Annotated in this window: 24 protein-coding genes; 7 read left to right on the plus strand and 17 right to left on the minus strand. The window is 62.7% G+C overall.

Features of this window, described 5'->3' with window-relative positions; translation table 11 throughout:
- Positions 1-75: 75 nt before the first annotated feature.
- On the minus strand, positions 76-417 hold the full coding sequence (locus tag ACBG85_RS23990) for a hypothetical protein (RefSeq protein ID WP_003940142.1): 342 nt from the start codon (positions 415-417) through the stop codon (positions 76-78).
- Between the two features lie 142 nt (positions 418-559).
- On the opposite strand from ACBG85_RS23990, the gene ilvD reads away from it, so the two are divergent.
- Complete coding sequence (gene ilvD, locus ACBG85_RS23995) at positions 560-2,254, plus strand: dihydroxy-acid dehydratase (protein WP_003940201.1); 1,695 nt, start codon at positions 560-562, stop codon at positions 2,252-2,254.
- A 13-nt stretch (positions 2,255-2,267) separates the two neighbouring features.
- On the opposite strand, the gene ACBG85_RS24000 is transcribed toward ilvD, so the two are convergent.
- Both ACBG85_RS24000 and ACBG85_RS24005 read right to left on the minus strand, forming a co-directional pair.
- Positions 2,268-2,924 (minus strand): S1 family peptidase, encoded by a 657-nt coding sequence (locus ACBG85_RS24000; protein ID WP_007732621.1) that lies wholly within the window; start codon positions 2,922-2,924, stop codon positions 2,268-2,270.
- A gap of 74 nt (positions 2,925-2,998) precedes the next feature.
- Positions 2,999-3,718 carry a DUF6319 family protein gene (locus tag ACBG85_RS24005; protein WP_003940205.1) on the minus strand — a complete coding sequence of 240 codons (720 nt, stop codon included), beginning with the start codon at positions 3,716-3,718 and terminating at the stop codon, positions 2,999-3,001.
- Between the two features lie 206 nt (positions 3,719-3,924).
- On the opposite strand from ACBG85_RS24005, the gene ACBG85_RS24010 reads away from it, so the two are divergent.
- Positions 3,925-5,025, plus strand: a complete 1,101-nt coding sequence (locus tag ACBG85_RS24010) for an adenylate/guanylate cyclase domain-containing protein (RefSeq protein ID WP_372025141.1) — start codon at positions 3,925-3,927, stop codon at positions 5,023-5,025.
- Positions 5,026-5,029: 4 nt separating this feature from the next.
- Here the strand turns inward: ACBG85_RS24010 and ACBG85_RS24015 are convergent, their stop codons facing one another.
- Positions 5,030-5,680: a TetR/AcrR family transcriptional regulator gene (locus ACBG85_RS24015; protein WP_030537009.1), complete on the minus strand. Its 651-nt coding sequence runs from the start codon at positions 5,678-5,680 to the stop codon at positions 5,030-5,032.
- A 56-nt stretch (positions 5,681-5,736) separates the two neighbouring features.
- On the opposite strand from ACBG85_RS24015, the gene ACBG85_RS24020 reads away from it, so the two are divergent.
- Entirely contained in the window at positions 5,737-7,281 is a 1,545-nt protein-coding gene (locus tag ACBG85_RS24020; RefSeq protein ID WP_372025143.1) for an MFS transporter, read from the plus strand.
- Here ACBG85_RS24020 and ACBG85_RS24025 read toward each other — a convergent pair.
- On the minus strand, positions 7,269-7,781 hold the full coding sequence (locus ACBG85_RS24025; protein ID WP_003939810.1) for an Lrp/AsnC family transcriptional regulator: 513 nt from the start codon (positions 7,779-7,781) through the stop codon (positions 7,269-7,271). The two genes, ACBG85_RS24020 and ACBG85_RS24025, sit on opposite strands and share 13 nt — an antisense overlap.
- 195 nt (positions 7,782-7,976) lie before the next feature.
- On the opposite strand from ACBG85_RS24025, the gene hppD reads away from it, so the two are divergent.
- Positions 7,977-9,182 carry a 4-hydroxyphenylpyruvate dioxygenase gene (gene hppD / locus ACBG85_RS24030; RefSeq protein WP_047270743.1) on the plus strand — a complete coding sequence of 402 codons (1,206 nt, stop codon included), beginning with the start codon at positions 7,977-7,979 and terminating at the stop codon, positions 9,180-9,182.
- 6 nt (positions 9,183-9,188) lie between these two features.
- Here hppD and ACBG85_RS24035 read toward each other — a convergent pair whose 3' ends face one another.
- The 5 genes from ACBG85_RS24035 to ACBG85_RS24055 form a co-directional block, all read right to left on the minus strand.
- A complete protein-coding gene (locus ACBG85_RS24035; RefSeq protein WP_020909123.1) occupies positions 9,189-9,839 on the minus strand; it encodes an NUDIX domain-containing protein in 651 nt (216 codons plus the stop codon).
- Positions 9,836-11,125 carry an adenylosuccinate synthetase gene (locus ACBG85_RS24040; protein WP_372025145.1) on the minus strand — a complete coding sequence of 430 codons (1,290 nt, stop codon included), beginning with the start codon at positions 11,123-11,125 and terminating at the stop codon, positions 9,836-9,838. The genes ACBG85_RS24035 and ACBG85_RS24040 overlap by 4 nt, the downstream gene beginning before the upstream one ends.
- A 9-nt stretch (positions 11,126-11,134) precedes the next feature.
- The gene (locus ACBG85_RS24045) at positions 11,135-12,121 is read right to left on the minus strand and encodes a hypothetical protein (protein WP_030537005.1); all 987 of its coding nucleotides are present in this window, start codon (positions 12,119-12,121) and stop codon (positions 11,135-11,137) included.
- Between the two features lie 5 nt (positions 12,122-12,126).
- Positions 12,127-13,158 carry a hypothetical protein gene (locus ACBG85_RS24050; RefSeq protein ID WP_372025147.1) on the minus strand — a complete coding sequence of 344 codons (1,032 nt, stop codon included), beginning with the start codon at positions 13,156-13,158 and terminating at the stop codon, positions 12,127-12,129.
- Between the two features lie 84 nt (positions 13,159-13,242).
- Positions 13,243-14,142 carry a LysR family transcriptional regulator gene (locus ACBG85_RS24055; RefSeq protein ID WP_065455831.1) on the minus strand — a complete coding sequence of 300 codons (900 nt, stop codon included), beginning with the start codon at positions 14,140-14,142 and terminating at the stop codon, positions 13,243-13,245.
- 188 nt (positions 14,143-14,330) lie between these two features.
- Between ACBG85_RS24055 and ACBG85_RS24060 the strand changes: the two genes are divergently transcribed.
- Both ACBG85_RS24060 and ACBG85_RS24065 read left to right on the plus strand, forming a co-directional pair.
- Entirely contained in the window at positions 14,331-14,969 is a 639-nt protein-coding gene (locus tag ACBG85_RS24060; RefSeq protein WP_007732640.1) for a hypothetical protein, read from the plus strand.
- The gene (locus tag ACBG85_RS24065) at positions 14,966-15,742 is read left to right on the plus strand and encodes an SDR family NAD(P)-dependent oxidoreductase (RefSeq protein WP_007732641.1); all 777 of its coding nucleotides are present in this window, start codon (positions 14,966-14,968) and stop codon (positions 15,740-15,742) included. Before ACBG85_RS24060 ends, ACBG85_RS24065 begins: the two co-directional genes overlap by 4 nt.
- Positions 15,743-15,757: 15 nt before the next feature.
- Here ACBG85_RS24065 and ACBG85_RS24070 read toward each other — a convergent pair whose 3' ends face one another.
- A complete protein-coding gene (locus ACBG85_RS24070; protein WP_081558427.1) occupies positions 15,758-16,519 on the minus strand; it encodes an SDR family NAD(P)-dependent oxidoreductase in 762 nt (253 codons plus the stop codon).
- A gap of 199 nt (positions 16,520-16,718) precedes the next feature.
- Here ACBG85_RS24070 and ACBG85_RS24075 point away from each other — a divergent pair, with 199 nt between their 5' ends.
- Positions 16,719-17,495, plus strand: coding sequence for an SDR family oxidoreductase (locus ACBG85_RS24075; protein ID WP_003940546.1), 777 nt, complete (start codon positions 16,719-16,721; stop codon positions 17,493-17,495).
- 110 nt (positions 17,496-17,605) lie between these two features.
- Here ACBG85_RS24075 and ACBG85_RS24080 read toward each other — a convergent pair whose 3' ends face one another.
- The 6 genes from ACBG85_RS24080 to ACBG85_RS24105 are packed head-to-tail and all read right to left on the minus strand — an operon-like array spanning position 17,606 to position 23,270.
- The gene (locus tag ACBG85_RS24080; protein ID WP_007732645.1) at positions 17,606-18,427 is read right to left on the minus strand and encodes a MaoC/PaaZ C-terminal domain-containing protein; all 822 of its coding nucleotides are present in this window, start codon (positions 18,425-18,427) and stop codon (positions 17,606-17,608) included.
- Between the two features lie 14 nt (positions 18,428-18,441).
- Positions 18,442-19,620, minus strand: a complete 1,179-nt coding sequence (locus tag ACBG85_RS24085; protein WP_003940050.1) for a lipid-transfer protein — start codon at positions 19,618-19,620, stop codon at positions 18,442-18,444.
- Positions 19,620-20,048 (minus strand): MaoC family dehydratase, encoded by a 429-nt coding sequence (locus ACBG85_RS24090; RefSeq protein WP_081558428.1) that lies wholly within the window; start codon positions 20,046-20,048, stop codon positions 19,620-19,622. Before ACBG85_RS24090 ends, ACBG85_RS24085 begins: the two co-directional genes overlap by 1 nt.
- Positions 20,045-21,160 carry an acyl-CoA dehydrogenase family protein gene (locus ACBG85_RS24095; protein ID WP_030537002.1) on the minus strand — a complete coding sequence of 372 codons (1,116 nt, stop codon included), beginning with the start codon at positions 21,158-21,160 and terminating at the stop codon, positions 20,045-20,047. The genes ACBG85_RS24090 and ACBG85_RS24095 overlap by 4 nt, the downstream gene beginning before the upstream one ends.
- On the minus strand, positions 21,160-22,107 hold the full coding sequence (locus tag ACBG85_RS24100; protein WP_372025151.1) for a bifunctional MaoC family dehydratase N-terminal/OB-fold nucleic acid binding domain-containing protein: 948 nt from the start codon (positions 22,105-22,107) through the stop codon (positions 21,160-21,162). Before ACBG85_RS24100 ends, ACBG85_RS24095 begins: the two co-directional genes overlap by 1 nt.
- On the minus strand, positions 22,104-23,270 hold the full coding sequence (locus tag ACBG85_RS24105; RefSeq protein WP_020970792.1) for an acyl-CoA dehydrogenase family protein: 1,167 nt from the start codon (positions 23,268-23,270) through the stop codon (positions 22,104-22,106). Before ACBG85_RS24105 ends, ACBG85_RS24100 begins: the two co-directional genes overlap by 4 nt.
- Between the last annotated feature and the right edge of the window lie 57 nt (positions 23,271-23,327).

Below are 23,327 nucleotides of genomic sequence, written 5' to 3' on the forward strand. Positions count from 1 at the left end.
CGTTCAAGAGAGCTTCGGGATGTTCACCCAGGCTTCGCCTTCGCTTCTCTGGAAGTTTGATCGAGTCGATCCCGATTACAACCGGTAATCGAGGGCCGAGCCTCGAACCACACCGACCTTGACTCCGATGTAACCGCCGAGTGCACCCCCGGCCGCGATCAGGATCCAGAACGCCGGCGGAAGCAGAGCCTCGGACCCGTCGACCTCGGAGAACGCGGAATAACCTGCGATCAACGCGCCGAACAGGATGGGCAGTATCAGCAGAGCGGCAAAGAAAGTCACCCACACCGATACGAAGCGGCCCTTCCACCGGGCAATCTCGTGCAGAACCGTCAGAACGACCAGGAAGACACCACTACCGGTCAAGAAGGCGGCCAGAACTGCAAATCCGAAAGCCGAAGTCAGTTCCGACTCCACGTGAATCCCCCTGTACGTCAATCACCTGCACACTCAGCCCCAACTGCGATGCGACGAGTCTATTCACGACGGACGGCGTTTGTCGGCAAGTCGAGTCGCTCGTCTGCCGGAAACACACCCCGCTGACGCCTATGCTTGGAAAATGACCGAACCCGACATCAAGCCCAGAAGTCGTGACGTCACCGACGGACTCGAAAAGACCGCAGCGCGCGGCATGTTGCGTGCAGTAGGAATGGGCGACGACGACTGGGTCAAGTCGCAGATCGGCGTCGCCTCGTCCTGGAACGAAATCACGCCATGCAACCTGTCCCTCGATCGCCTGGCCAAGGCCGTCAAGGAGGGCGTACGGGAAGCCGGCGGGTTCCCTCTCGAATTCGGCACTATCTCCGTCTCCGACGGCATTTCGATGGGGCACGAGGGCATGCACTTCTCCCTCGTCTCCCGTGAAGTGATCGCGGACAGCGTCGAGACCGTCATGCAGGCCGAGCGTCTCGACGGATCGGTCCTTCTCGCCGGCTGCGACAAGTCGTTGCCCGGCATGATGATGGCGGCGGCCCGCCTCGACCTCGCCAGCGTGTTCCTCTACGCCGGCTCCACCCTCCCCGGCGTCGCCAAACTTTCCGACGGCAGTGAGCGGGAAGTCACCGTCATCGACGCGTTCGAGGCGGTTGGCGCCTGCTCGCGTGGGCTGATGAGCCGCGCCGACGTCGACACCATCGAACGGGCGATCTGCCCGGGCGAAGGCGCGTGCGGCGGCATGTACACGGCAAACACGATGGCCAGCGCCGCCGAGGCCATGGGAATGTCGCTGCCCGGCAGCGCTTCACCGCCCGCACCGGATCGTCGCCGCGACGGCTTCGCCCGCGAGAGCGGCAAAGCCGTTGTCGAACTCCTGCGTCGAGGTATCACCGCGAGGGACATCCTCACCAAGGAAGCGTTCGAGAACGCCATTGCAGTAGTCATGGCATTCGGCGGATCCACCAATGCGGTGCTCCATCTCCTCGCGATCGCGCACGAAGCGTACGTCCCGCTGACGCTCGACGACTTCGCTCGCGTCGGCGCGAAGGTCCCGCACCTCGCCGACGTCAAGCCTTTCGGAAAGCACGTCATGACGGACGTCGACCGTATCGGCGGCGTCCCCGTGATAATGAAGGCATTGCTCGACGCGGGACTCATGCACGGAGATTGCCTGACCGTCACCGGTAAGACCGTGGCGGAGAATCTCGCGCACATCACCCCGCCCGATCCGGACGGCAAGGTCCTGCGGGCGATGAACAAGCCCATTCACCCGACCGGAGGCATCACGATCTTGAAGGGGTCACTCGCGCCCGGCGGCGCGGTGGTCAAGTCGGCAGGGTTCGAGTCTGATGTATTCGTCGGCACTGCACGGGTTTTCGAACGCGAGCGCGCCGCGATGGATGCTCTCGAGGACGGCACCATCACCGGCGGTGACGTTGTCGTCATCCGCTACGAGGGCCCGAAGGGTGGTCCCGGGATGCGCGAAATGCTGGCCATCACGGGCGCGATCAAGGGCGCGGGTCTCGGCAAGGACGTCCTGCTGCTGACAGACGGACGATTCTCGGGCGGCACCACCGGCCTGTGTGTCGGACACGTTGCGCCCGAGGCGGTTGACGGCGGTCCCATCGCGTTCGTTCGCGACGGCGATCAGATCCGGCTCGACGTGGGTACCGGACAACTCGAATTGTTGGTCGACGACTCCGAATTGGAAGCCCGCAAGAAGGGCTGGGAGCCGTTGCCGCCTCGCTACACACGTGGTGTGTTGGCCAAGTACTCCAAGCTCGTGGGATCAGCCTCGGGTGGAGCGGTCTGCGGCTGATCCCAGCTCGCCGCTAGATGGGCCGGTACCCGGCGCCGACGCCTCCGTGGGCATTGATCGTGTCCACGATGGAGGTCATGTTGGTGCCGAGTTCCGGCCCCAGGCACGGCACCCAGAGGTAGGCGTTGACCATCGCGACCAGTGTCGTCCCGACCGTGACCGGGGCTCCCGAATCACCGTGGTCGACGCAGATCTGAGTCCAGGTGGATGCGTCGGCGCTCAGGTCTCCCCAGACGACGCCGCAGGTCGTGCCCGTCGTACGGCCTTCCTTGCAGGCTGTGGCCGGGAAGCTGGCCGGAGCGCCGATCGAGGTGATGGTTGCCGCGCCCACCGTTCGAACTGGTGTGACCTTGCCCGGATCGAACTGGATGACCCCGTAGTCCAGGTCCGGGTTCGACTCGACGAACGTGCCGACCACGCCTGCGTCCTCGTTGCTTTCCGGGATCACGAACGATCCAGGACCACCGCAGTGACCTGCGGTGATACCTACGAGTCTGCCGCCATTGTCGTGACCGATAGTGGTCAACGTACAGACCAGCTGATTGTCGATGATGATGCCCGAACCACCACCCATGGGCGTGGGTGCAGCAACAGCGTTGCTGCTGACGATGAACCCGAGTCCGAGTGCCAAGACCAACGCTGCCAGAGCCGAAACAATTCGCTGCAACATCACAATCTCTCCGCCGGTAATCTCCCCGCTGCAAAAAACGCATACCCCGGAAAGTGCGGACCTACGCAGCGTGTCTAGTCGGTAGCTCCGAGCGCCTCGAGCATCTTGCGTGCCTCCTCGAGCTGACGGCTCAACTCGTCGACTCGCGCTGCAGCCATGTCCCGTGCAGCGACGATGATGGACTCGACAGCCTCGATTGCGGTGGGCTCACCCAACTCGCGGACAGCTCGCTCGACCGCATCGGGTGCGACCGGAACTGCTTTGCCCGGACGCTTGGCGCCCTGTGTGACCGTCACGCTCCAGTCGTTGTCCGCGCCCGCATGGATGGTGACGCTGATGCCGGCCGGCAGTTTCTTCGCACGCTTGACGGCCGGACGAGGTGTCGCGGCAGGGGCAGCAGTGGTAGTCGGTACCGGAGCGGGTGCAGGCTGCGCACGCGGCTTCGGTCGAACAGGCTCTACGAGTGGCTCCATCAGGGGCTCGGACTCCACAACTGGTTTGGGCCGTGGCGCCGGTTTGGCCGGTGCCGCGGAGACGCGGTTTATGCGCAATTCCTCTGCCTCGAAAGGCAATTCGTCGTTCACGCCTTTGGGGCGGATCATCACGGTGTTGCCGTCCACCGACACGACTTTCGCCGAGGTACCGGCTTCGATCCCCAAGCTGGGAGTCGCCTCGCGCAGATAGACGGTGGCGCGCTTGCCTTCGGCGACAGCCGTGGCGAGCGCTGCCAGATTGTCCGCAGTGAGGTGATCCGGCGTTGATGCGGCAGCGCCGGAACGTCTACGGGGTGGCATGCGCAGGTCCTTTCAGAAGTATCTCGTGCATTTCGGTATCGACAGTGCTTTTCTCGGGGCAACTCTTGCACAAGCCACCGACGTGTTGACTCTCACCGCCCGCCTGAGCCCGAGGATCCGTAGGCGGTTCGGCCAATTCAGTACTGTTCTCGGGGCACCGCGTGGAAGATGGTGGACAGAAATTCGTTGCGGCAAGAAGGAGCACGGTGAGCAGTTCGGAGTCAGAGTGGATCGACGAGGTCACCGAACCCGCCCCTGCTGAATCTCACGCTGCCGAATCTCACACTGCTGATCCGGTCGACGTCGATGCTCATCTGCTCAGCCGGATTCAAGCCGACATCGAGGAGTCCCTCCTCGGCGGACCGCGCTGCTTCACGCAATCGCAGATCGCGGAATTCGCCGGTGTGACACGCGAGCGTGCCGATCGTTTGTGGGTCGCGATGGGCTTTGCCGTCGACGAGGATCCCGACGCCGTCATGTTCACCCAGCAAGACGCCAACGCCCTCAAGACGATCATCGACATGGTCAATCGAGGAGTCATCTCGCAGAGCAGTGAGGTTGCTGCCGCCCGTTCACTGGGGCAGTCGATGTCGAGGTTGGCTGAGTGGCAGGTCTCGCTGATCAGCACACACATCATCGACCAGCTCGCCGACTCGGCAGATCACGAGCCCGAAGCGATCCGGAAGATCGTTCTGCGCCTCGGCGCCGAGATCATTCCCGCTGTCGAATCTCTGCAGACGTACGTCTGGAAGCGCCACGTCGCGTCCTCGACGGGACGCAACGTCGGAAACCCGGGCGAAGAAGTAGCGAGTCGTGTTCTGGTCGTGGGTTTCGCCGACATCGTCGGGTACACCTCGCTGACCCGCGGCCTCGACTCCGCCGAACTCAACGATCTGCTCGAGCGGTTCGAGTCCGCGTCCACCGAAATCATCGGTCGTAACTACGGCTGGGTGGTCAAGACCGTCGGTGACGAGGTCATGTTTGCCGCCGAGAGTCCTCATCACGCAGCCGAGATCGCTTTGCAGATCCAGCAGGCGGTCCTCGCCGATCACGACGATCCGCAGCTTCGGGTGGGTCTGGCCATGGGGCCGACGTTGGTTCGCTTCGGAGATCTCTACGGTTCGGTGGTCAACAAGGCCGCGCGTCTCACCAGCTCTGCTCGTCCCGGCACTGTGCTGATCGACTCCGAGCTGGCCACCCAGCTCGGCTCGGACGCCAATTTCAAACTGCGACACCTTCGTCCGCGACGAGTGCGCGGCATCGACAGGCTCGAGCAGTACGTGCTACGCCGCAATCTGGAGCCGTGAGCTCTCAGCTCGACACTCCGCGTGCAGCCAGAAAGTCGTCCACGATCTGCTCACACGCAGCCTCCCCGAGAGGCGTCAGCGTGGCCAGCTTGGTGAGCACCAACGGTCCGACCAACTGAGCAAGTGCGACGTCGTAGTCGTACTCCCCCAACGCGTCGATCGCGTCCGGCGAGCGCAGGATCCGATCGAACGCGTGTCGGTACTGCTCGAAAACCGTCTGGCGCAGCGATCGCAATTCGGGCTTGTCCGTGGACAGGGCATCGACGCTCGAATAACCCTTCAGTTCCGGCCCCAAGCCGAGCCAGCACATCGCCGTCACCTGGATCGGTGCGCTTTCGATGGCCTTGGCCTGACTGGTCAACAACTCGAGCAACTGCGCGCGGAGATCGCCTTCACCGGACATCTCCGGCACCGGCGGCAGTAGACGTGCAAATGCCGCGGCGAGTAACTCCGTGCCGCTGTCGAAATGGCGATACAGCGTCGCACGCGCGACGTTGGCCAACTTGGTGACGGCATCGATCGTCACGGCGTCGACGCCGCCTTCTGCCAGCAGCGTGGTCGCTGCGTCGAGCAACCTGGACCTGGAACGCTGTTTGCGCGGGTCCTCGTCGTTTCCCTGCTGTTCGATTCCCTGCTTGTCGATTCCCACCGTCACAACTTCAGTTATACCCACTTGGGGGTTGTGGAACTGCTGTTCTTGTAACGATACTGATGGTCTTGTTTCTATCGGGAGGTTTCGTGAGTAGCGATACGACGCTCGAACAGTCCACGTGGACCATCCGACAGATCTGGATGCTGACGGTCGCGTGCTGCGCCGTCGCGCTGGTCGTCGCAGCGATGGCCGCGCTCAACACGGCCCTTCCCGACTTGGCCCGCGATACCGGTGCAACACAGAGCCAGCTCACGTGGATCGTGGACGGGTATACGCTCACGCTGGCTTGTCTCTTGTTGCCGGCGGGCGCACTCGGCGATCGATACGGTCGACGAGAACTGCTCATGTTCGGACTACTCGTTTTTGCTGCCGGCTCGTCGATTCCGGTCTTCGCGGACGAACCGTCGTGGATCATCGTCTCCCGCGTGATCTCCGGCGTCGGCGCCGCATTTGTCATGCCGGCGACGCTGTCTCTACTCACTGCAGGTTTCCCGCCGGCGCAGCGTGCCCGCGCCGTCGGAGTCTGGTCCGGCGTCGCAGGGTCCGGTGCAATCGCCGGACTTGTCGTCTCCGGGTTGCTCCTCGAAAAATGGTCGTGGCATTCGATATTCGTCAGCCTGGCCGTCGTCTCCGTCCTGATCCTCGTGGTGTCGTTCACGATCGTGACGTCGAAGGACGCTGAGGCAACTCCCCTCGATCTGCCTGGCACCGCACTGATCGCCGGCTCGATCGGCCTGTTCGTCCTCGGGATGATCGAGGCGCCCGCCCGTGGCTGGCTCGATCCGGTGGTTCTCGCATTGCTGATCGGCGGAATCGCCATGACAGCAATCTTCAGCTGGGTCGAATTACGCACTCGCCACCCACTTCTGGACGTCAGACTGTTTGCCAATCGTGCATTCGGCAGCGGCGCGGCGTCGCTGACCCTGCAATTTCTGGCGACGTTCGGCCTGTTCTTCCTGATCGTGCAATATCTCCAACTGGTGCTCGACTACTCCCCTCTGCAATCGGCACTCGCCCTCATGCCGATCGCCGTGCCGGTAATGGCCCTGTCCGTGGTTGCGCCCCTGCTGATTCCGCGTATCGGTCTACGCGCCCTCACCGCAACCGGAGTCGCCTTCCTCGGAACCGGAATTGCGCTCTTGACGCGCTTGGACGCCAGTTCGACCTATGCCGAAGTCTGTGTCCCCTTGGTAGTAGCCGCTATCGGATTGGGTTTGTCGACAACCCCCGCCACTGCTGCCATCGTCTCCAACGCACCGGACTCCAAACAGGGGGTTGCCTCAGCAGTCAACGACGCAACCCGTGAGATCGGCTCTGCCATCGGCGTTGCACTGGCGGGAAGTATTCTCGCCGCCGGCTATGGCAATCACGTCCAGCCCGCGGTCGACTTGCTGCCCGAATCCGCCAAGGAACCGGTATCCGGTTCTCTGGCCGCCGCTCTCCATGTCGCCGAAGCAGCCGGACCGCAGGGTGCCCAGTTGGCCGAATTCGCCCGTGAAGCCTTCATCAAAGGCATGGATCAAGGAGCACTCACGCTCGCTGCGATCATGTGGGTATCCGCGATCGTTCTGGGATTCTGGGCTCCGGGTCGTCAGCGAGACTGACCGCCTCGTCGGTACGCCGGGGCCTTGGTCGTCTGCTCCGACTGCAGAGTCTGCAGTAGGGGCATCGACCGGAGCGGCACCACAACCGAGAGAACCATGACGCTGGTCGACCGGGTGGCTATCCCCGACCGATTCAGTTCGAGCAGCGTCGCTTGCAAATCCTCGTGCGACGCAGCGGCAATCCGGCACAGCACGTCGCCGGAGCCGGTGGTGGCAAAGGCTTCGAGCACACCGGGGATTGCCTCGAGTTCCGCGGTGACGGTGTCGAGCGCCCCCTGGGCGATCTGCAAAGTCACGAATGCTTGTACTCCGAAACCCGCTGCAGCCAAATTGATGTGCGGCGCGTATCCGGCGATGACGCCCGCATCTTCCATCCTTTTCAATCTCGCCTGCACTGTCGCCCGCGCAACCTTGACCTGACGCGAAAGCTCCAACGCACCGGCTCTCGGGTGCTTGTTCATCGCGTCCAACAGAGCCAGATCCACTGCGTCGAGATTCACGTCCGCTCCACTCGTCGTTCAACTATGCACATTGCTTATAAAACAGTGCCACAATCTTCGCATTCCGGCGCTGTGTCTACTTTCAACTACCTCCGTTGACTACCTAACCTCTGAAGGACTTATCTGTTTGTACTGGCAGTGCCGAACATAACTCGAGCACCGCGCTGTGTACATCGCACTCAGAGGGGACTCATCATGACCGTCGAACAGACTCTCACCGACGACGAACAGCTGGCCGGCCTGGATCTGGAGCAATTGCGCCAGTTGGTCGGCTTGGTCGAGTACGACAGCGATCACGATCCCTTCCCCGTGAGCGGTTGGGACGGCCTCGAATGGATCGTCGGAAATGCCACGCAGACTTCACATTTCTTCCAGTCCGCATTCGGCATGGAATTGGTGGCCTATTCAGGCCCGTCGACGGGAAACCGCGACCACCACGCGTTTGTACTCAAAAGCGGGGCCGTGCGGTTTGTCGTCAAGGGCGCTGTGGATCCAGCAAGTCCGCTGATCGAACACCACAGCCGTCACGGCGACGGCATCCGCGACATCGCGCTCAGCGTCCCTGACGTGGACAAGTGCATCGCACACGCCATCACCCAAGGCGCGACAGTGTTGAGCGAACCGCACGACGTCACCGACGAGCACGGCACCGTTCGCCTGGCCAGCATCGCGACGTACGGCGAGACTCGGCACACCCTCGTCGACCGTTCCCGCTACACCGGCCCTTACCTTCCCGGATACGTCGAACGAACGTCGTCGTACCGCAAGCGTGACGGCGCGCCCAAGCGAATCTTCCAGGCCCTCGACCACGTCGTCGGCAATGTCGAACTCGGCAAGATGGACCAGTGGGTCGACTTCTACAACCGCGTCATGGGATTCACCAACATGGCCGAGTTCGTGGGCGGCGACATAGCCACCGACTACTCCGCGCTGATGAGCAAGGTCGTCTCGAGCGGCAATCACCGAGTCAAGTTCCCACTCAACGAACCTGCCATCGCGAAGAAGCGGTCACAGATCGACGAGTACCTCGAGTTCTACCAAGGTCCCGGCGCTCAGCATCTCGCACTTGCGACCAACGACATCCTCGGAGCAGTCGACGCTCTGGCCGACGAAGGAATCGAGTTTCTCTCCACTCCGGCTTCGTATTACGAGGATCCCGAACTGCGCGCGCGTATCGGAGAGGTTCGAGTTCCGATCGAGGAATTGCAGAAGCGAGGCATCCTCGTCGACCGTGACGAGGACGGCTATCTTCTTCAGATCTTCACCAAGCCGATCGGAGATCGTCCCACCGTGTTCTTCGAGATCATCGAACGCCACGGCTCACTGGGATTCGGACTGGGAAACTTCAAAGCCCTGTTCGAAGCGATCGAGCGTGAGCAGGCCGCGCGGGGCAACTTCTGAGGTAGGTCAGCTGTTTTCGGTCCACGCCCAGACCACCGCGGGTCGCCCGGTGGCACTGACCCGGACTCGTTCGTCCGTACGTTCCAGCCCTGGCAACGCTTTGAGCGTCCGGTTCAAGTTGCCCGGGTCCGGACGCACACCGGAAAGCTCCTCCGCCACCGCCAGCGCGTACGACGCCGGAAACGACGGACCCAGTAGTGCCCGCGTGAATGCCTGATCTCGCCACAACAGGGTGTCAGCAAGGATCGGGCGGGTATCGGCGACTATCCGATTGTGGTCGAACGCAAGGTCCCCCGGGTTGTCCCAGCTCACCCATTCGGCCGAACCCGGCACCTCGTCCGACGAGATCACTGCCCACATGGTCACCGAGAGCGTCGGACCGCGGGGGTCGCGATTGGGTTCGTCGAACACGGTCAATTGACCGCTGACGAGGATCTTCTCGTCGGGAATTCCGAGCTTGGTGGTCACGGCTCGCCTGGCGGCGTCCTGCAACCGCTCACCGGCGCCCAGCAGTACACCGGGCAGCGCCAACTGCCCGGTGTACGGCTCCGCTTGCCGCGGAGTGACGGCAAATCGCAACATCCCGGGTTCCGGATTGCCGAACCGGAGCGCGATGACATCGATCGAGACAAGTGACTGGTCCACACCGTCCATCATGCAGGCACTGGGTATCGCACTTGACGATCGACCCGGTCGGCACCGTTCGCGGTCAGCACTACCGGCGCACCCATTTCCTCGCTCAGATACCGGGCGAAATCCTCCGGGTCGGCCGGAAGTTCCTTCGGCACGACCCCTACGGCTTTCAAGGAATCTGTCAGCGCCTGCTGGTGATCGAGATCCTTCCACTCTCCGACGGGAACGAACGGCAATCCTTCGTACGCGTGCACCCCGTGGATCGGGACGCCTGCAGCCCGCGCGCGATCCATCGCGTCGAGATGAGTAAGCGCCAAACCGTCGACGCCACCGCTCACCTCGATTGCGTAGTGCAACAACAACTCGTCGAGGTGGCCCATCCGGAATCCGCCTTGATACTCACCCGTCCCGTTGTGCAGCTCGGGCAACACCTTCGCCAGCTCCGGATCCTCCGTCGGGAAGGGCCCAGCTCCGTGTCGTGTCATGTACGTGCGAGTGACGCCGAGTACGTAACTGTCCCGGCCCAACTCGTCGATCATCGCTCGCGCGTTGGACGGCTCGACCGTCGACCATGTGGTGTGTGGGTGAAACCCCCGCCACTCGTCGAGAAGGACACCTTGTGCCCCCTCGAATACCAGACGACCACCGGCGCCCAACGCGCCCAGCGCATCCGGGTCGGCGATGTCCACGACGGCACCGAATTCCGCGTACATGTCGACCATGTCGTCGATCGGCGGAAAACCGTGGCGACTCTCCGCGATCAACGGTCCGTAGAATGTGACCAACGCCGACAACTTACGACGCAAGGAGTCAGGTCGCCGGCAGTCTCCCACCGTAGGCGCATTCGCAACTTCGAGCGCGTACGCCGCGGTCTCACCGATCCCCTTGCCACACGAGCCGTGTCGGTTACCGCCGCGAGCATCCTCACGGGCCCTGTTGGCGGCCACGTGAATCGGCGTCGTCAACAATGCGCGCGCGTCGATCCGTATCAAATCGAACGGATTTCGAACTCCGAGCGCTTCCAGAGCACGCGCCTCCCGGGCGAGCGCGATGGGCTCGACCAACACGAATCTCGAGAGAAACGTCGGGACGCCGGACAGCGTTCCCGAACCGAACTGCGAAAACGTGTGGTGGCGCTCGCCGACCGTCACGTTGTGCGCTGCCTGTGCCCCACCGTTGAAGCGGACCACTGCGGCCACACCCAAATCGGCTTGGTCGGAGCAAAGCCAATCGACGGTTGCTCCCTTCCCCGCATCTCCGAACCCGAGGTCTACGACGACGATATCGCGGTCTTCGAACGGCTCCATCATGCTCTCCTTCTATGCGAAATCGACATCGTCCGTATCGGTTCCGAGATCGTGGGGCAACCCGGCCACCGTCGCGGTGCTGCGCCCTGGAATTAGAGCGAGAGCCTTGCCGACGGTCTCGGCTTCAGCTCTTGAACCGATGTCGCGGAGATCCGCCAGTCCGTCACGCAGGTCGATGCGGTCCTCGCCGATTCCGACCGTCAGCGCGATCAGTTCGCACACCGCAGCGGGGTCGTCGAGTTTGACGAAGCGTTCACCGAGCAACTTCTTCCAGTGATCCGCGATTTCCGGATCGTTGAAGTACGACGACTGATCTGGCAGAACGAAGTAGACATTCCATCTTTCTTCGAGTTCACGGTAGATCGACGAGACCGATACGTCCTGACGTACCTTGTCCCCGATCACCGAACGGATGTGACGAGCCGAGAGCCGCGGCTTGTTCAGCTCGTCGCCGATGATGAAGAGGTAGCCTTTCCTTCCGCGCTTCTCCCAGGCATCCGTACTGGTGTGGCGCGCCATGAAATATGCTGCCAATTCATAGCTTTCCGACTTCTGTCCGCCACCGTTGCCCTCGAGGAAGATCGTCCGAAGCTGCTCGTCCATCGCGTTACCCGACTCGAACTGACCGACTTGTAGTGGCACCTGATCGGAATCGGCGTCGCCGATACCACCGAACAGAATCTGCGGATCATCCGCGTATCCCTTGCGTTGCAGCAGCCCGTGCAGCTTTCCGAGCTTGTCCTGCATGATTCGCGGAACAGCGCCCATCGAGCCGGTGACATCGAAAAGCACTGCTATCGGGAGAGAATCGGGGTGCCCGGCCGAGTCTCGGCATTCACGCTTGTCGACGCCGAAGGGGTCGAGGGTCGGGTCCGCTTTCCAACTGCTTCGCGGACGCGACCGAAGCGAATCGGTGTAACCGAAATCGTCGACACCGCGTGCGGCACGAAAAGTCTTGCCCGCCAAATAGGTGTTGTCGTCCCAGTATCCGTAGCCCATGACAATCACTGTCCTTTCGTGGATGGAACGGCGAACGGACGAATTGTCCGCTGGCCATAGAGAAGATCGAGGAGTTCGTCGAACTCACCCAGTAGGTCGACCGCGTCGGGACGCAATCTCGGGTTGTCCTGCATGCAGCCGTCGGCAAACACCTTCATCCGTTCGTGGGTCTGCTCGCCCAGCATTCGGAGCATCAAATGATGAGCCATGTAGACGTCCCAGGCCGGAGACGCTCCTTCGCCGAGTTCCGGTGGGTACGAATCACGATCGGAACCGATCGTCGCCACCGGGCGGCTGCCCGTACGGGTGCCAAAGGACCAGCCGACCAGCACCACCCCGTGCCGATCAGGCTCGATCAGCACGTTCTCCGCGGTAATCGCGGTGTGCACCCAACCAGTCGCATGTGCTGCTGCCAGAGCCCGAAGTAGCCGTCGGTGCATCCACGCCCAGTCCCGTGGATCGAGGCCACCCGGATACGCCTCACGGACGTCGGCGAGACTCACAAAACCTTCGGTCAGATCGTCCAGCACATCGATCTGACGTCTCGTGCCGCTGCCCACATGGGTGATTCGATCGATCAATCGCGGGAAGTACGAGACTGCCCAACCGGCTTCGCACGAATTCTCGATGTCCGTCAGCACATTCCGTTCGGCCTCGATCATCGAGTTCGCCCGAGGGTTTCGCGGAATCTTGAGTACGACACCGGCATCGGACCGGTACAGGTTAGCGACCGAGCCGCGCTCTACCAGTCCACCCAACATGTACTCGCCCCGCTCGCCGACATAAACGGGTCGAGAATCTGCCGGCTCGAACTCCACTGTCCAACTGCGGTAAAGCTCGTTCAATCGAGATGTTGCGGCCGAGTATCGCACCCGATCTTCGGGCTTCGCCCGGTCCGGATGAATGGCTGAGGCGAGCCGATGAAAACGACGCTTTGCAGCGCGGCGGGAGTCGAGATCACTGGGGACTCCCCCGAACACATCAGCCGAAACCTTTGCCGTCTCGACCGTTTCGAGTGCAGTGTGCGTCGTTTTCATGGTTTTAGTCTAAGCGACTAAAACGAAAACGGCAAGAATGCGTATTTCATCCGAGTACATGCGCATCACATCAGGACACAGCAATCACCTGTCGGCACCGAGGGCTGAAACAGCTTTGCGTAGCTCGATCACTGCCGGACTGCTGTCGCCCTCACGGGTACACAGATCGATCGAACACTGCTCGATATCGGAAATGCGCACGAAACTGATATCCGAGCGGGTGTAGTACTCGGCAATGGTTGCTGCCGTTATCACCACCGCCCGACCGTTGGCGACAACCTCGAGCGCTTCGTCCATCGTGCGGACAGAGGGACCGTACCGGACGGGTACACCACTGGGGCGCGGGTCCACCGACCACCATTTCACCCATTCGGGTGGCGCACCGTCACTCGAAACCTGCACAGTCCCATCTATTTCAGAAATCTCGATGCTCGTACGGCCCGCCAGTCGGTGTCCTCGAGGCAGGGCCACCACCCGCGGTTCGACGCCGATCCGTTCGAGCACCACACCGTCGAGCACCGGCAGTGGAGGGCGCACGAAGGCGGCATCGACGGTCGCGCTCGCCACCGCGGAAACCTGTTGGGACCAGTCCAATTGGACCAGCTCCACCTCCGCATGCAACGAATCGATCACCGCACGTCCCAAACTTCCGGCCGCCCCGTTGATGAATCCGATCCGCAACCGCCTGGCCCGCCGACGCTCGAGTGCGTCGAGCCCGTTCATCGCGCGGACGGCGAACTCGAGAGCGGGCCGTGCATCCGCGACGAACACCTCACCCGCGGCGGTGAGCACCACCGGGTGCGAACTGCGATCGATCAACTCGACTCCCACCTGCTCCTCGAGTCGACGAATCTGCTGACTGAGAGCAGGCGCCGTGACGAACAACCGGTCTGCCGCTCGTCCGAAGTGCCCTTCCGCCACGACGACGAGCAACGAGGACACCAACCGCAGATTCAGATCTTCACCTCTTCTCGCCTTTTTCATTACCGTCCATTCGGTTGTCTTAGGCCGCCGTTCGCCAGCAAAGTGATGACCATCACGGTATCTGAACAGCGGAGTTAAGCAAACCGGCAATTGTCGAACGAAGTTCTACATGTACAGCGAATGCCACGTCAGGTCACAGTTGTCGCAGATCCGGACAGCCCGCCGAATCCGCGAAACCAGGAGATGTGATGAGCAAGTACGAGCACGAATTCGTCCACATGATGGATGGCGTCGAAAAGCAATTGGAAACCATCGACAATCCGCGGCACCAGAAGATCCTCCGAAACTACCGGCGCCACGCATTGCTCGAGGTCTCCGGTCGTTACAAGGAAATCCTCTCGCCCGACATGACCGTCGAAGAACCCGTCTACCGGTTGTTCGAAGACGGGCAGTCGATTGTCCTCGACGGCATGGACGCCGTCACCAACTTCTACCAGTCACTCGCCGAGACGGACACCCTTGTCATGTGGACCGGACAGTCCGACTTCGCGGTCTCCGACAGCGGATTCTCGGGTGAGACTCTCTTCAGTCAATTCGTCCCAGGATCGATTCTGGGAGACGGGGTGTTCGGCGCGGTGCACGAATCGGGTGGATCCACCCCCGCAGCCCCCGAACAGTCGTCGGACATCGACCCCGACGGTTGGTATCTCGTGCGTCGGACCTTGGCATTTGTCTGGCCGTACGACGAGCAGGGGCGACTCATCGGTGAGCATGTCTACGAAGATTCTGCTTCGAAAGTCGTGACCAAGGTGGACCCGAGCGAGGTCATCACTGCGGCGCGCGCAGCCGAACTGCTTGCCCCACTGCTCGAAACGCACCTGCCGTGAGCGCGCCCGTAGCCATTGTCACCGGCGCAGCTGCCGGGTTGGGCGCCGCTATTGCCGAGCGCCTTGCGGAGGACTTCGGCACCCTGCTTCTCCTCGACATCGAAGAGGCCGCACTCGCCGACACCGCAGCACGCCTGGAAAGCCTTGGCGTAGCAGTCCACACGGCACGATGCGATGTTCGACGTGAAGGTGACGTCAAGAACGCCTTCGACGTGGCTGCATCGGCCGGAAGCCCGACTGCACTCGTCAACGGCGCCGGAATCGGCGTCTTCACTCCGTTCCTCGAGATCACCGAAGACCAGTGGGACAACACCTTTGCGGTGAACACCAAGGGCAGCTTCCTGATGTGCCGCGAATTCGTGAGCAGAACCGAGGGTCCGGCAGCGATCGTCAACATCGCGTCGATCGGTGCCCGCTTGGGCGGTGACATGCTCGCGCACTACGGACCGTCGAAGGCCGCCGTGATCGAGATGAGTCACAGCGTCGCCCGAATCGGTGCGACTCGAGGACTTCGCTCGAATACGGTCATGCCCGGCCTGATCCTCACCGACATGTGGCTTCGAACCATCAAGGAACTGCGTCGACGCGATCCCTCGCTCACAGATGTTTCCGATGCTGACGTCTTCGATTCTTTTGTCGCACAGATGGTTCCGATGGGTCGAGCTCAGACGCCCGGAGACATCGCCGAGATGGTCGCCTTCTTGCTCAGTGACAAGGCTCGCAACGTCACCGGCCAGACGATTGCCGTCGACGGCGGCGCCGTGATGACCTGATCGGGTCGATGGCGGTCAGCCCCAGCGCGACTGGCCGCCGTCGAGCGGGATCGTGGCACCCGTGAGGTACCCGGCGTCTTCGCTGACGAGGAAGACGACGGCACGACCGATGTCGGTCTCGGGGTCTCCGACGCGTCCCAGCGGAATACCTGCGACAAATGCCGCTGCCTCTTCGGGATTCTTTTCCATCCACCACTGCAACGCGGGAGTCTTGGCGTGCGGGGCAACATTGAGAACGCGAATGTTGTCCTTGCCCCATTCGCAGGCGGCAGCGCGGGTCAACGAGCGCATGCCTTCTTTGATGGAACCGTAAGCGCCGTAGTTACTGGCATCCCAGCGCACCGCCGCCGAGGTGACCATGTTGATGATGACGCCACCGCCACGACTGTTCATGTGGGGGTACGACGCCTGCATCATGCGCAGGGTGGCGAGCGGCCCCGTCGCGAAGGAACGCTCGAAGTCTTCGTCGAGCACGCTCAAGAGTGGGCCGGGCTTGCAGTCGTTGGCGTTGTTGACCAGGATGTCGATTCCGCCGAACAGTTCGACGGTACGGTCCACGGCGTCGGTGATGTCGTCCTTCTTGCTGACGTCGCAGACCACCGCCTCACCGCGCGCACCGATGTCAGCCAGTAGTCCGCACGTGGTGTGCAACTTGGATTCGGTGCGGCCGGCAACGGCGATCACGGCGCCCTCTTTGGCCAAGGCCAGGGCAATCCCCTGCCCGATTCCCTGACCCGCACCGGTGATGAGTGCAACTTTGCCTTCGAGCTTGCCCATGTGACTACTCCAATGTCCGTCGACGCAGAGGTCCCTTTTGCGGGAGGGACCGGTCGATTCTGGTGACTGCCGCTGTTTGTCGTCTACACTCGACCTACAAAACAACCAAGCACTTGCTTGACCCTAAGGTGTGCGACCACGTCGCGTCAATCACATTGGGCGGCAATTCAGCTCGGCACCGCACCAGGAAGGCTCCACCGTGACACTGCCCAACCCCGTCGATTTCAGCGGACGCTCGGTGATCGTCACCGGCGGCACCAAAGGCATCGGCTACGTCATCGCCGAAACCTTCCTCGCCGCGGGTGCGAACGTGCTGGTCTGTGGCCGTAACGAGCCCGAAAACCTACCCACCGCCGACGGTCGTAGCGCAGCCTTTCGCGCCACGGACGTCCGCGATCCCGCCGACGCCGCAGCCCTCGTCCAGGATGCCGTCGAGCGCTTCGGCCGTCTGGACGTCCTGGTCAACAACGCCGGCGGCTCCCCCGACGCCGACGCTGCGACGGTGTCACCCCGCTTCGTCGAGAAGATCGTGGCCCTGAACCTGTTGGCACCCTTCAACGTTGCCCAGGCCGCAAATGCAGTGATGCAGACTCAGGACGACGGCGGTGCCATCATCAACATCGGCAGTGTCTCGGCGATCGACCCGCAGCCCGGAACCGCGGCGTACAGCGCAGCCAAGGCAGGCCTCCTCGTTCTGACCAAGGCATTGGCCCTCGAATGGGCGCCGAAGGTCCGGATCAACCACATCACCACCGGCCTGATCCGTACCGAGGCTGCCGCCGAGGTCTACGGCGCCGACGGCGGCGCTGCGGTCACCAGGACCATTCCGATGGAGCGCATGGCCGTGCCGGCCGATATCGCCAACTCCTGCCTGTTCCTGGCGAGCCCGCTCTCCTCGTACGTGAACGGCGCCGACATCGCCGTTCACGGCGGCGGTGAGTACCCGGCTCGCTACATGGCGACCCACCAGGATTGAAACAAATACGAAGCAGCCCCTGAGCGGATTCGCTCGGGGGCTGCTTCTTCGTGTGAACAACTGCGGGGCGCGACGAGGGGTCAAGCACCCCGCAGTTGAGTCTGGAGGGACTAGCGAGCGGAGAAGCTCACTCGTGCACCGGAAATCGCTACCTGATCACCCTTGGTGACCTGGAAGGCCAGGTCGTCGGGAGTTCCCCACGCAACGATGGACGGCGCCTCACCCGGATGGATCGCCGCAGCGAATCGACCTTCGAGACTGACAAGATCAGCCGGATGCACTCCGGCGACCCGAGCAAGCTCGAGTGTGCTGGCGGCCAACGTACACAGGCCGTGCATGATCGGACGCGGCTGGTTGATCCGCGCCGCAGCCTGGGGATCGATGTGGATGTGGTGCTTGTCGCCCAGGAGCCGGTACATCGCCGTCTGGTTCTCCGCTGTGGTCAGCACACCGGTCAACGAAGGCTCGCCGGTCGGCTCCGCCGGACGTGAGGGTCCACGTTCTCCGCCGAATCCACCGGCACCGGGGGCAAAAAGTGACCAGGTCGCGACGAAGTATTCGCACTCCACCTTCACTTCGAACACGGCCGCTGCGCCCTTGTCCCACACCTCGCCGACCGAAGCCTTCAAGGTCACGTCACCGCTACGCGGAAGCGGAGCAAGCACTTTCAGCTCTTGCGAGCCGTGCAGTGCCGTCGAGGTGTCGAAGGCGCCCGCCGAACCCAGAGCGTCGGGAGCCCACTGCGCCAGCGTCAGAGCAAAGGTCGGCAGTACCCGAAGCTGATCCTCGAAGACGAGGTCCAGCTCGGTCGCCTTGGCGCCCACGGCAAGTGCGTACAGGATCGCGTCGCGCTCGGTGTACGACACGGTGCGGGTCCCGAGATCGGCTCCACGCCAATCGCCGGCGGTCTTCGCAGCTTCCGAAGTTGTCACTGTCTTTTCCTCTCTCAAACAGCGCCGAGAACGAGACCGCTGGTGGGTACTGCTGTTCCGGCTGTGACCAATACGTTTTCGACGCCCTCGGGCTGGTTGGTCGACGTGCCTCGCACCAGTCGCACACCTTCGGCAATTCCGTTGACACCGTGCAGGTACGCCTCGCCGACCTGACCACCGTGAGTGTTGGACGGCAGGCGTCCACCGATCTCGAGGTTGCCTTCGCGGATGAAGTCCTTGGCTTCGCCTGGCTTGCAGAAGCCCAGTTCTTCGAGCTGCGGAAGCACCAACGGGGTGAAGTGGTCGTACAGGATCGCGGCGTTGATGTCATCAGGGGTCAGGCCGCTCTGGCCGTACAACTGACGAGCAACCAGGCCCATCTCCGGGATACCCGAGATGTCGGGCCGGTAGTAGCTGGTCATCATGTGCTGATCCTTGCTACTGCCCTGAGCGGCGCCCTTGATGACGACGGGCTTGTTGGCCAGATCCTTTGCGCGCTCGGCAGAGACGATGACCAATGCCTGGCCACCGTCGGTTTCCTGGCAGCAGTCGAGCAGGTGCAGCGGCTCGGCGATCCAGCGCGAGTTCTGATGGTCCTCGAGCGTGATCGGACGCTCGTAGAACCAAGCAGCCGGGTTGTTGGCGGCATGCTTGCGCGCCACCACTGCAACTCGTCCGAAGTCCTCACTCGTCGCACCGTACTGGTGCATGTAGCGGCGGGCGAACATGGCGACCCACTGAGCGGGAGTCGACAATCCCTGCGGAGTCATCCACGCATATGCCGCGCGATCCGCGGTGCTGTCCATGGGGCGATCGTGCTGCCCTAGGCCGTAGCGCACACCGGAGCGCTCGTTGAAGGCGCGGTAACAAACCACGACGTCGGCAACACCCGTCGCAACTGCCATGGCCGCCTGCTGCACGGTGGCACACGCAGCGCCGCCTCCGTAGTGAATGCGCGAGAAGAACTTGAGCTCACCGAGGCCGCAGTTGCGAGCCACGATCGCTTCGCCGTTCGTCTCCGACGTGTAGGTGGACAGACCGTCGACCTCGGACGGATCGATACCGGCGTCAGCGAGTGCCGCGACGATGGCCTCACACGCCAACTGCAGTTCGGTGCGGCCGGAGTTCTTGGAGAACTCGGTGGATCCGATGCCGACGATGGCGGCGGCTCCCGAGAGTGGGCTGATCGCCATCAGGGCCTCTCCTCTTCCTTGAAAGCGACTGCGACGGTGCCGGATGCATGGTTGCCGAGGCTGTTTGCACCCTGCACCTTGACCATGACCACTCCGTCTTCCTTGGACACGACCTCACCGGTCATCGTCATGGTGTCACCCGGGTAGTTGGGCGCCCCGAGACGAATGGCGATGCGGCGCAGGGTCGATGCAGATCCGGCCCAGTCCGTGACGTATCGACCGACAAGACCGTTGCTCGTGAGGATGTTCATGAAGACATCCTTCGAGCCACGCTCCTGCGCCAGGCTCGGATCGTGGTGCACGTCCTGAAAATCGCGAGTGGCGATTGCCGTGGCGACGATCAACGTGCGGGTCAGCGGGATCGCCAACTCGGGCAATGCCTCTCCGACAACGACGTCTGCGTAACTGCGACTGGCAAGTACGGTCATGCGAGCACCTCCACACCGGATGCGAGCTGCGCACCCAGACGCGCCAGATCGGAGCTGGAACCACCGAGGGTGGCAGCAATCTGCTTGCCCCACAACAGATGACGGTGAACCGGGTAGTCGGTGTCGACGCCCATGCCGCCGTGAACATGCGTGGTGCGATGCACGACGCGCTGTCCGCCGTCGGTAGCCCACCACTTGGCGACCAGTACCGAGGTGCCGAGATCCAGTCCCTCGGAGATGCGCCAGGCGGCCTGCCACAGTGTCACGCGCATCGCTTCGAGATCGATGTAGCAGTCAGCGAGTTGATGATTGACGGCCTGGAAGGTCGCCAGCGGACGGCCGAACTGCTTGCGGCCGTTCAGGTACGTGACGGCCTGCGCGACTGCACCCGACCCGACGCCCCATTGGATTGCGGCCAATGCCAGCTGAACGCGGTCGATCAGCCACGGAACCGTGGTGCCGTCAGCCGCACCGATCAGCTGCGCGGGGGCACCGGCAAAGGTGACGTTGGCACAGATCTCCCAACTGGTGGACTGCGTCTGTTCGAGCGTCACTCCCTCGGCACTCAGGTCGACCAGCAGCAGTGCCGTACCAGTGGAAGCGGTTGCCGAAACGAGAGCAAGGTTCGCGACGTGAGTCATCGGCACTACTGCCTTCTCACCCGTCAGAGTCCAGTTGCCGTCGGCGTCCTGCTCAGCCGTGGTCAGTGGGTCGCCGCCAGTGTACGGACCGAACTCTTCGAGACCGACGGTCAGGAATCGACTGCCGTCGGCAACTCCCGGAAGGAGTTCGGCGCGAAGGGAATCAGAGCCGAATTCGTTGACAGCCAATGCTGCAAGGGTCGTTTCCCAGATCGGCACGGCCGCAACGTGACGTCCCTGCTGTTCGAGCAGTGCGTACAGCTCGGACAAGCCGAGGCCACCGCCGCCGAACTCCTCCGGCAGGGCGATACCGAGCAACCCGGTGCTCGCGAGCTCACGCCACAGTTCACGGTCGACGCGCTCGGCGGAGAGTTCGATCTCCTTGGTGCGCTCGATCGTTGCCTTGCTGGTGAAAACCTCGTCGGCCAGTGCGCGAATTGCTTCCTGCTCTTCGCTGAAATTGAAGTCCATCAGTGCTCCTCGCGTACGGCCGGCCGGAACGCGGGAAGCGTCAGATCCGGGTCGGCGTCGATCCAGTCAAGTTCCACGGGCATGTCGACCACGACATCTTCGGGCGCGATACCCACCATGTTGGCGATCAATCGGGTTCCCTCTTCGAGTTCGATTGCCGCAACGATGAGCGGGTAGTCGAACGCGTCGATCTTGGGGTGGTGATTGACCACGAAGCTGTACACCGTGCCACGACCCGACGCGTCGATCGTGTCCCACTCGAGTGACCGGCACTCCCCGCACATCGGGCCGGTGGGATGACGCAGCGTCTTGCAGGACGTGCAGCGCTGGATCACCAGACGGTGCTCCTTGGCTGCTTCGAACCAGAAAGCGTTGTCCGCGTTGAGAGCCGGACGCGGACGCAATGCGCGCGGAGCCTCCGGAGCCTTGGCTTCCTGAGGCTTGAACCGCAGCGTCCGCCACCGCTGCGTGCCGACAACTTCGTCGTCGCCGTTGCGGTACGTCTTGAGCGTCGTCACGAAGTGCCCAACGCCGAGGCCGGTCTTCTTCTCCGGGGAAATCGACTCGATGACCTCGGTGTAGTTCACGCGATCGCCTGGGCGCAGTTCGGCGAAGAACTCCTGATCGGAATCGGTGGCCACGACGGAGCTGTAGCCGGCTGCGTCGAGGGTGGCGATCAGATCGGTCCACACCTGCGACGGGTCGTTGCCCGCCATCTTGTCGGTAAAGGTCCGCATGATCCAGACCTGAAGCATCTGAGCGGGAGCGACGACGCCGTCACGACCGGTGGCGCGGGCAGCGTCGTCGTCGAGGTAGACGGGGTTGGTATCGCCCATGGTCTCGGCCCAATGCCGGATCATGGGGATGTTGACCTCGTCTGGCCCCCAGGTGGTGGGAACAAGCGTCTGGCCTACAAAAGCGTCGAGTTGCGCCGAAATGTCGCTCACTTGACCCTCTTTTCGCGAACGAGTCCCAAGCCGATGGTGCCGACCATGTCCCGCAGAACTTCGTTGACGCCGCCGCCGAAGGTGTTCACGACACCCTGACGCGAGATCTGCTCGATCTGACCGGCAAGCAGAGCGCCCGGAGACTCGGGGCGGATGCGACCGGCGGAGCCGAGAATTCCGAGCAGGGTGCGGTAGACGTCGACGTGAGTCTCGGTCCCGTACGTCTTGGTGGCACCGGCGTCGGCTCCGGAGAGCGTGTCCTGCGCGACGGCTGCCGTCATCTTCCAGTTCAGCAGTCGCATGGCCTCGAGCTTGGCGTGTGTGCGAGCGAAGTCCTGTTGCACCCACGGGATGTTGATGGCGCCGTTTTCCTTGGCCCAGTCCAGGACCAGGTTCCACAGACCGTACGTGCGACCACCGATGGCCGCCAGGCCGATTCGCTCGTGGTTGAGCTGAGCCGTGATGAGCTGCCAGCCGCCGTTGACCTCGCCCACAACGTCCTTCGACGGAACTCGAATGCCGGAGTAGTACGTGGACGTCACCATCAAACCGCCGACGGTGTTGATCGGTGACCACTCGAAGCCTGCATCCTCGGTGGGGACGATCAGGATCGAGATTCCCTTGTGCTTGGGGGCATCCGCGTCGGTGCGGCAGGCCAGCCACACGTAGTCGGCAGTGTTGGCGCCACTGGTGAAGATCTTGTTGCCGTCGACGATCCACTCGTCACCGTCGAGAACCGCACGAGTCTTGAGTGACGCGAGGTCGGTGCCGGCCTCGGGCTCGGTGTACCCGATTGCGAAGACGATGTCGCCGGCCAGGATGCCGGGCAGGAAACGTTCCTTCTGTTCTTCGGTGCCGTACTTCATCAACGTCGGTCCGACGGTATTGACCGTCACGAAGGGAAACGGCAGACCTGCGCGCTGAACCTCGTCGAAGAACACGAACTGCTCTTCGATGGAGCGTCCCTGTCCACCGAATTCCTTGGGCCAGCCGATACCGAGCCAACCGTCCTTGCCCAGCAACTTCACGATCTCGCGGAAGTACTCGCCGCCCACACCTTGCTCGCCGGCCGCGCGACGCTTCTCTTCCGGCAGCAGCGCCGCGAAGTACGCGCGCAACTCCTTGCGGAGCTCCTGCTGCTCGGGCGATTCCCTCAGATCCATCGCTGTTTCTCCTATGGCATTCATGGCTGGCAACTCTTGGCCTGGACGCTAACCAGA

Origin of the sequence: Rhodococcus sp. NyZ502, assembly GCF_041464245.1 — a bacterium.
GTDB classification, from domain to species: Bacteria; Actinomycetota; Actinomycetes; order Mycobacteriales; family Mycobacteriaceae; genus Rhodococcus_F; species Rhodococcus_F qingshengii.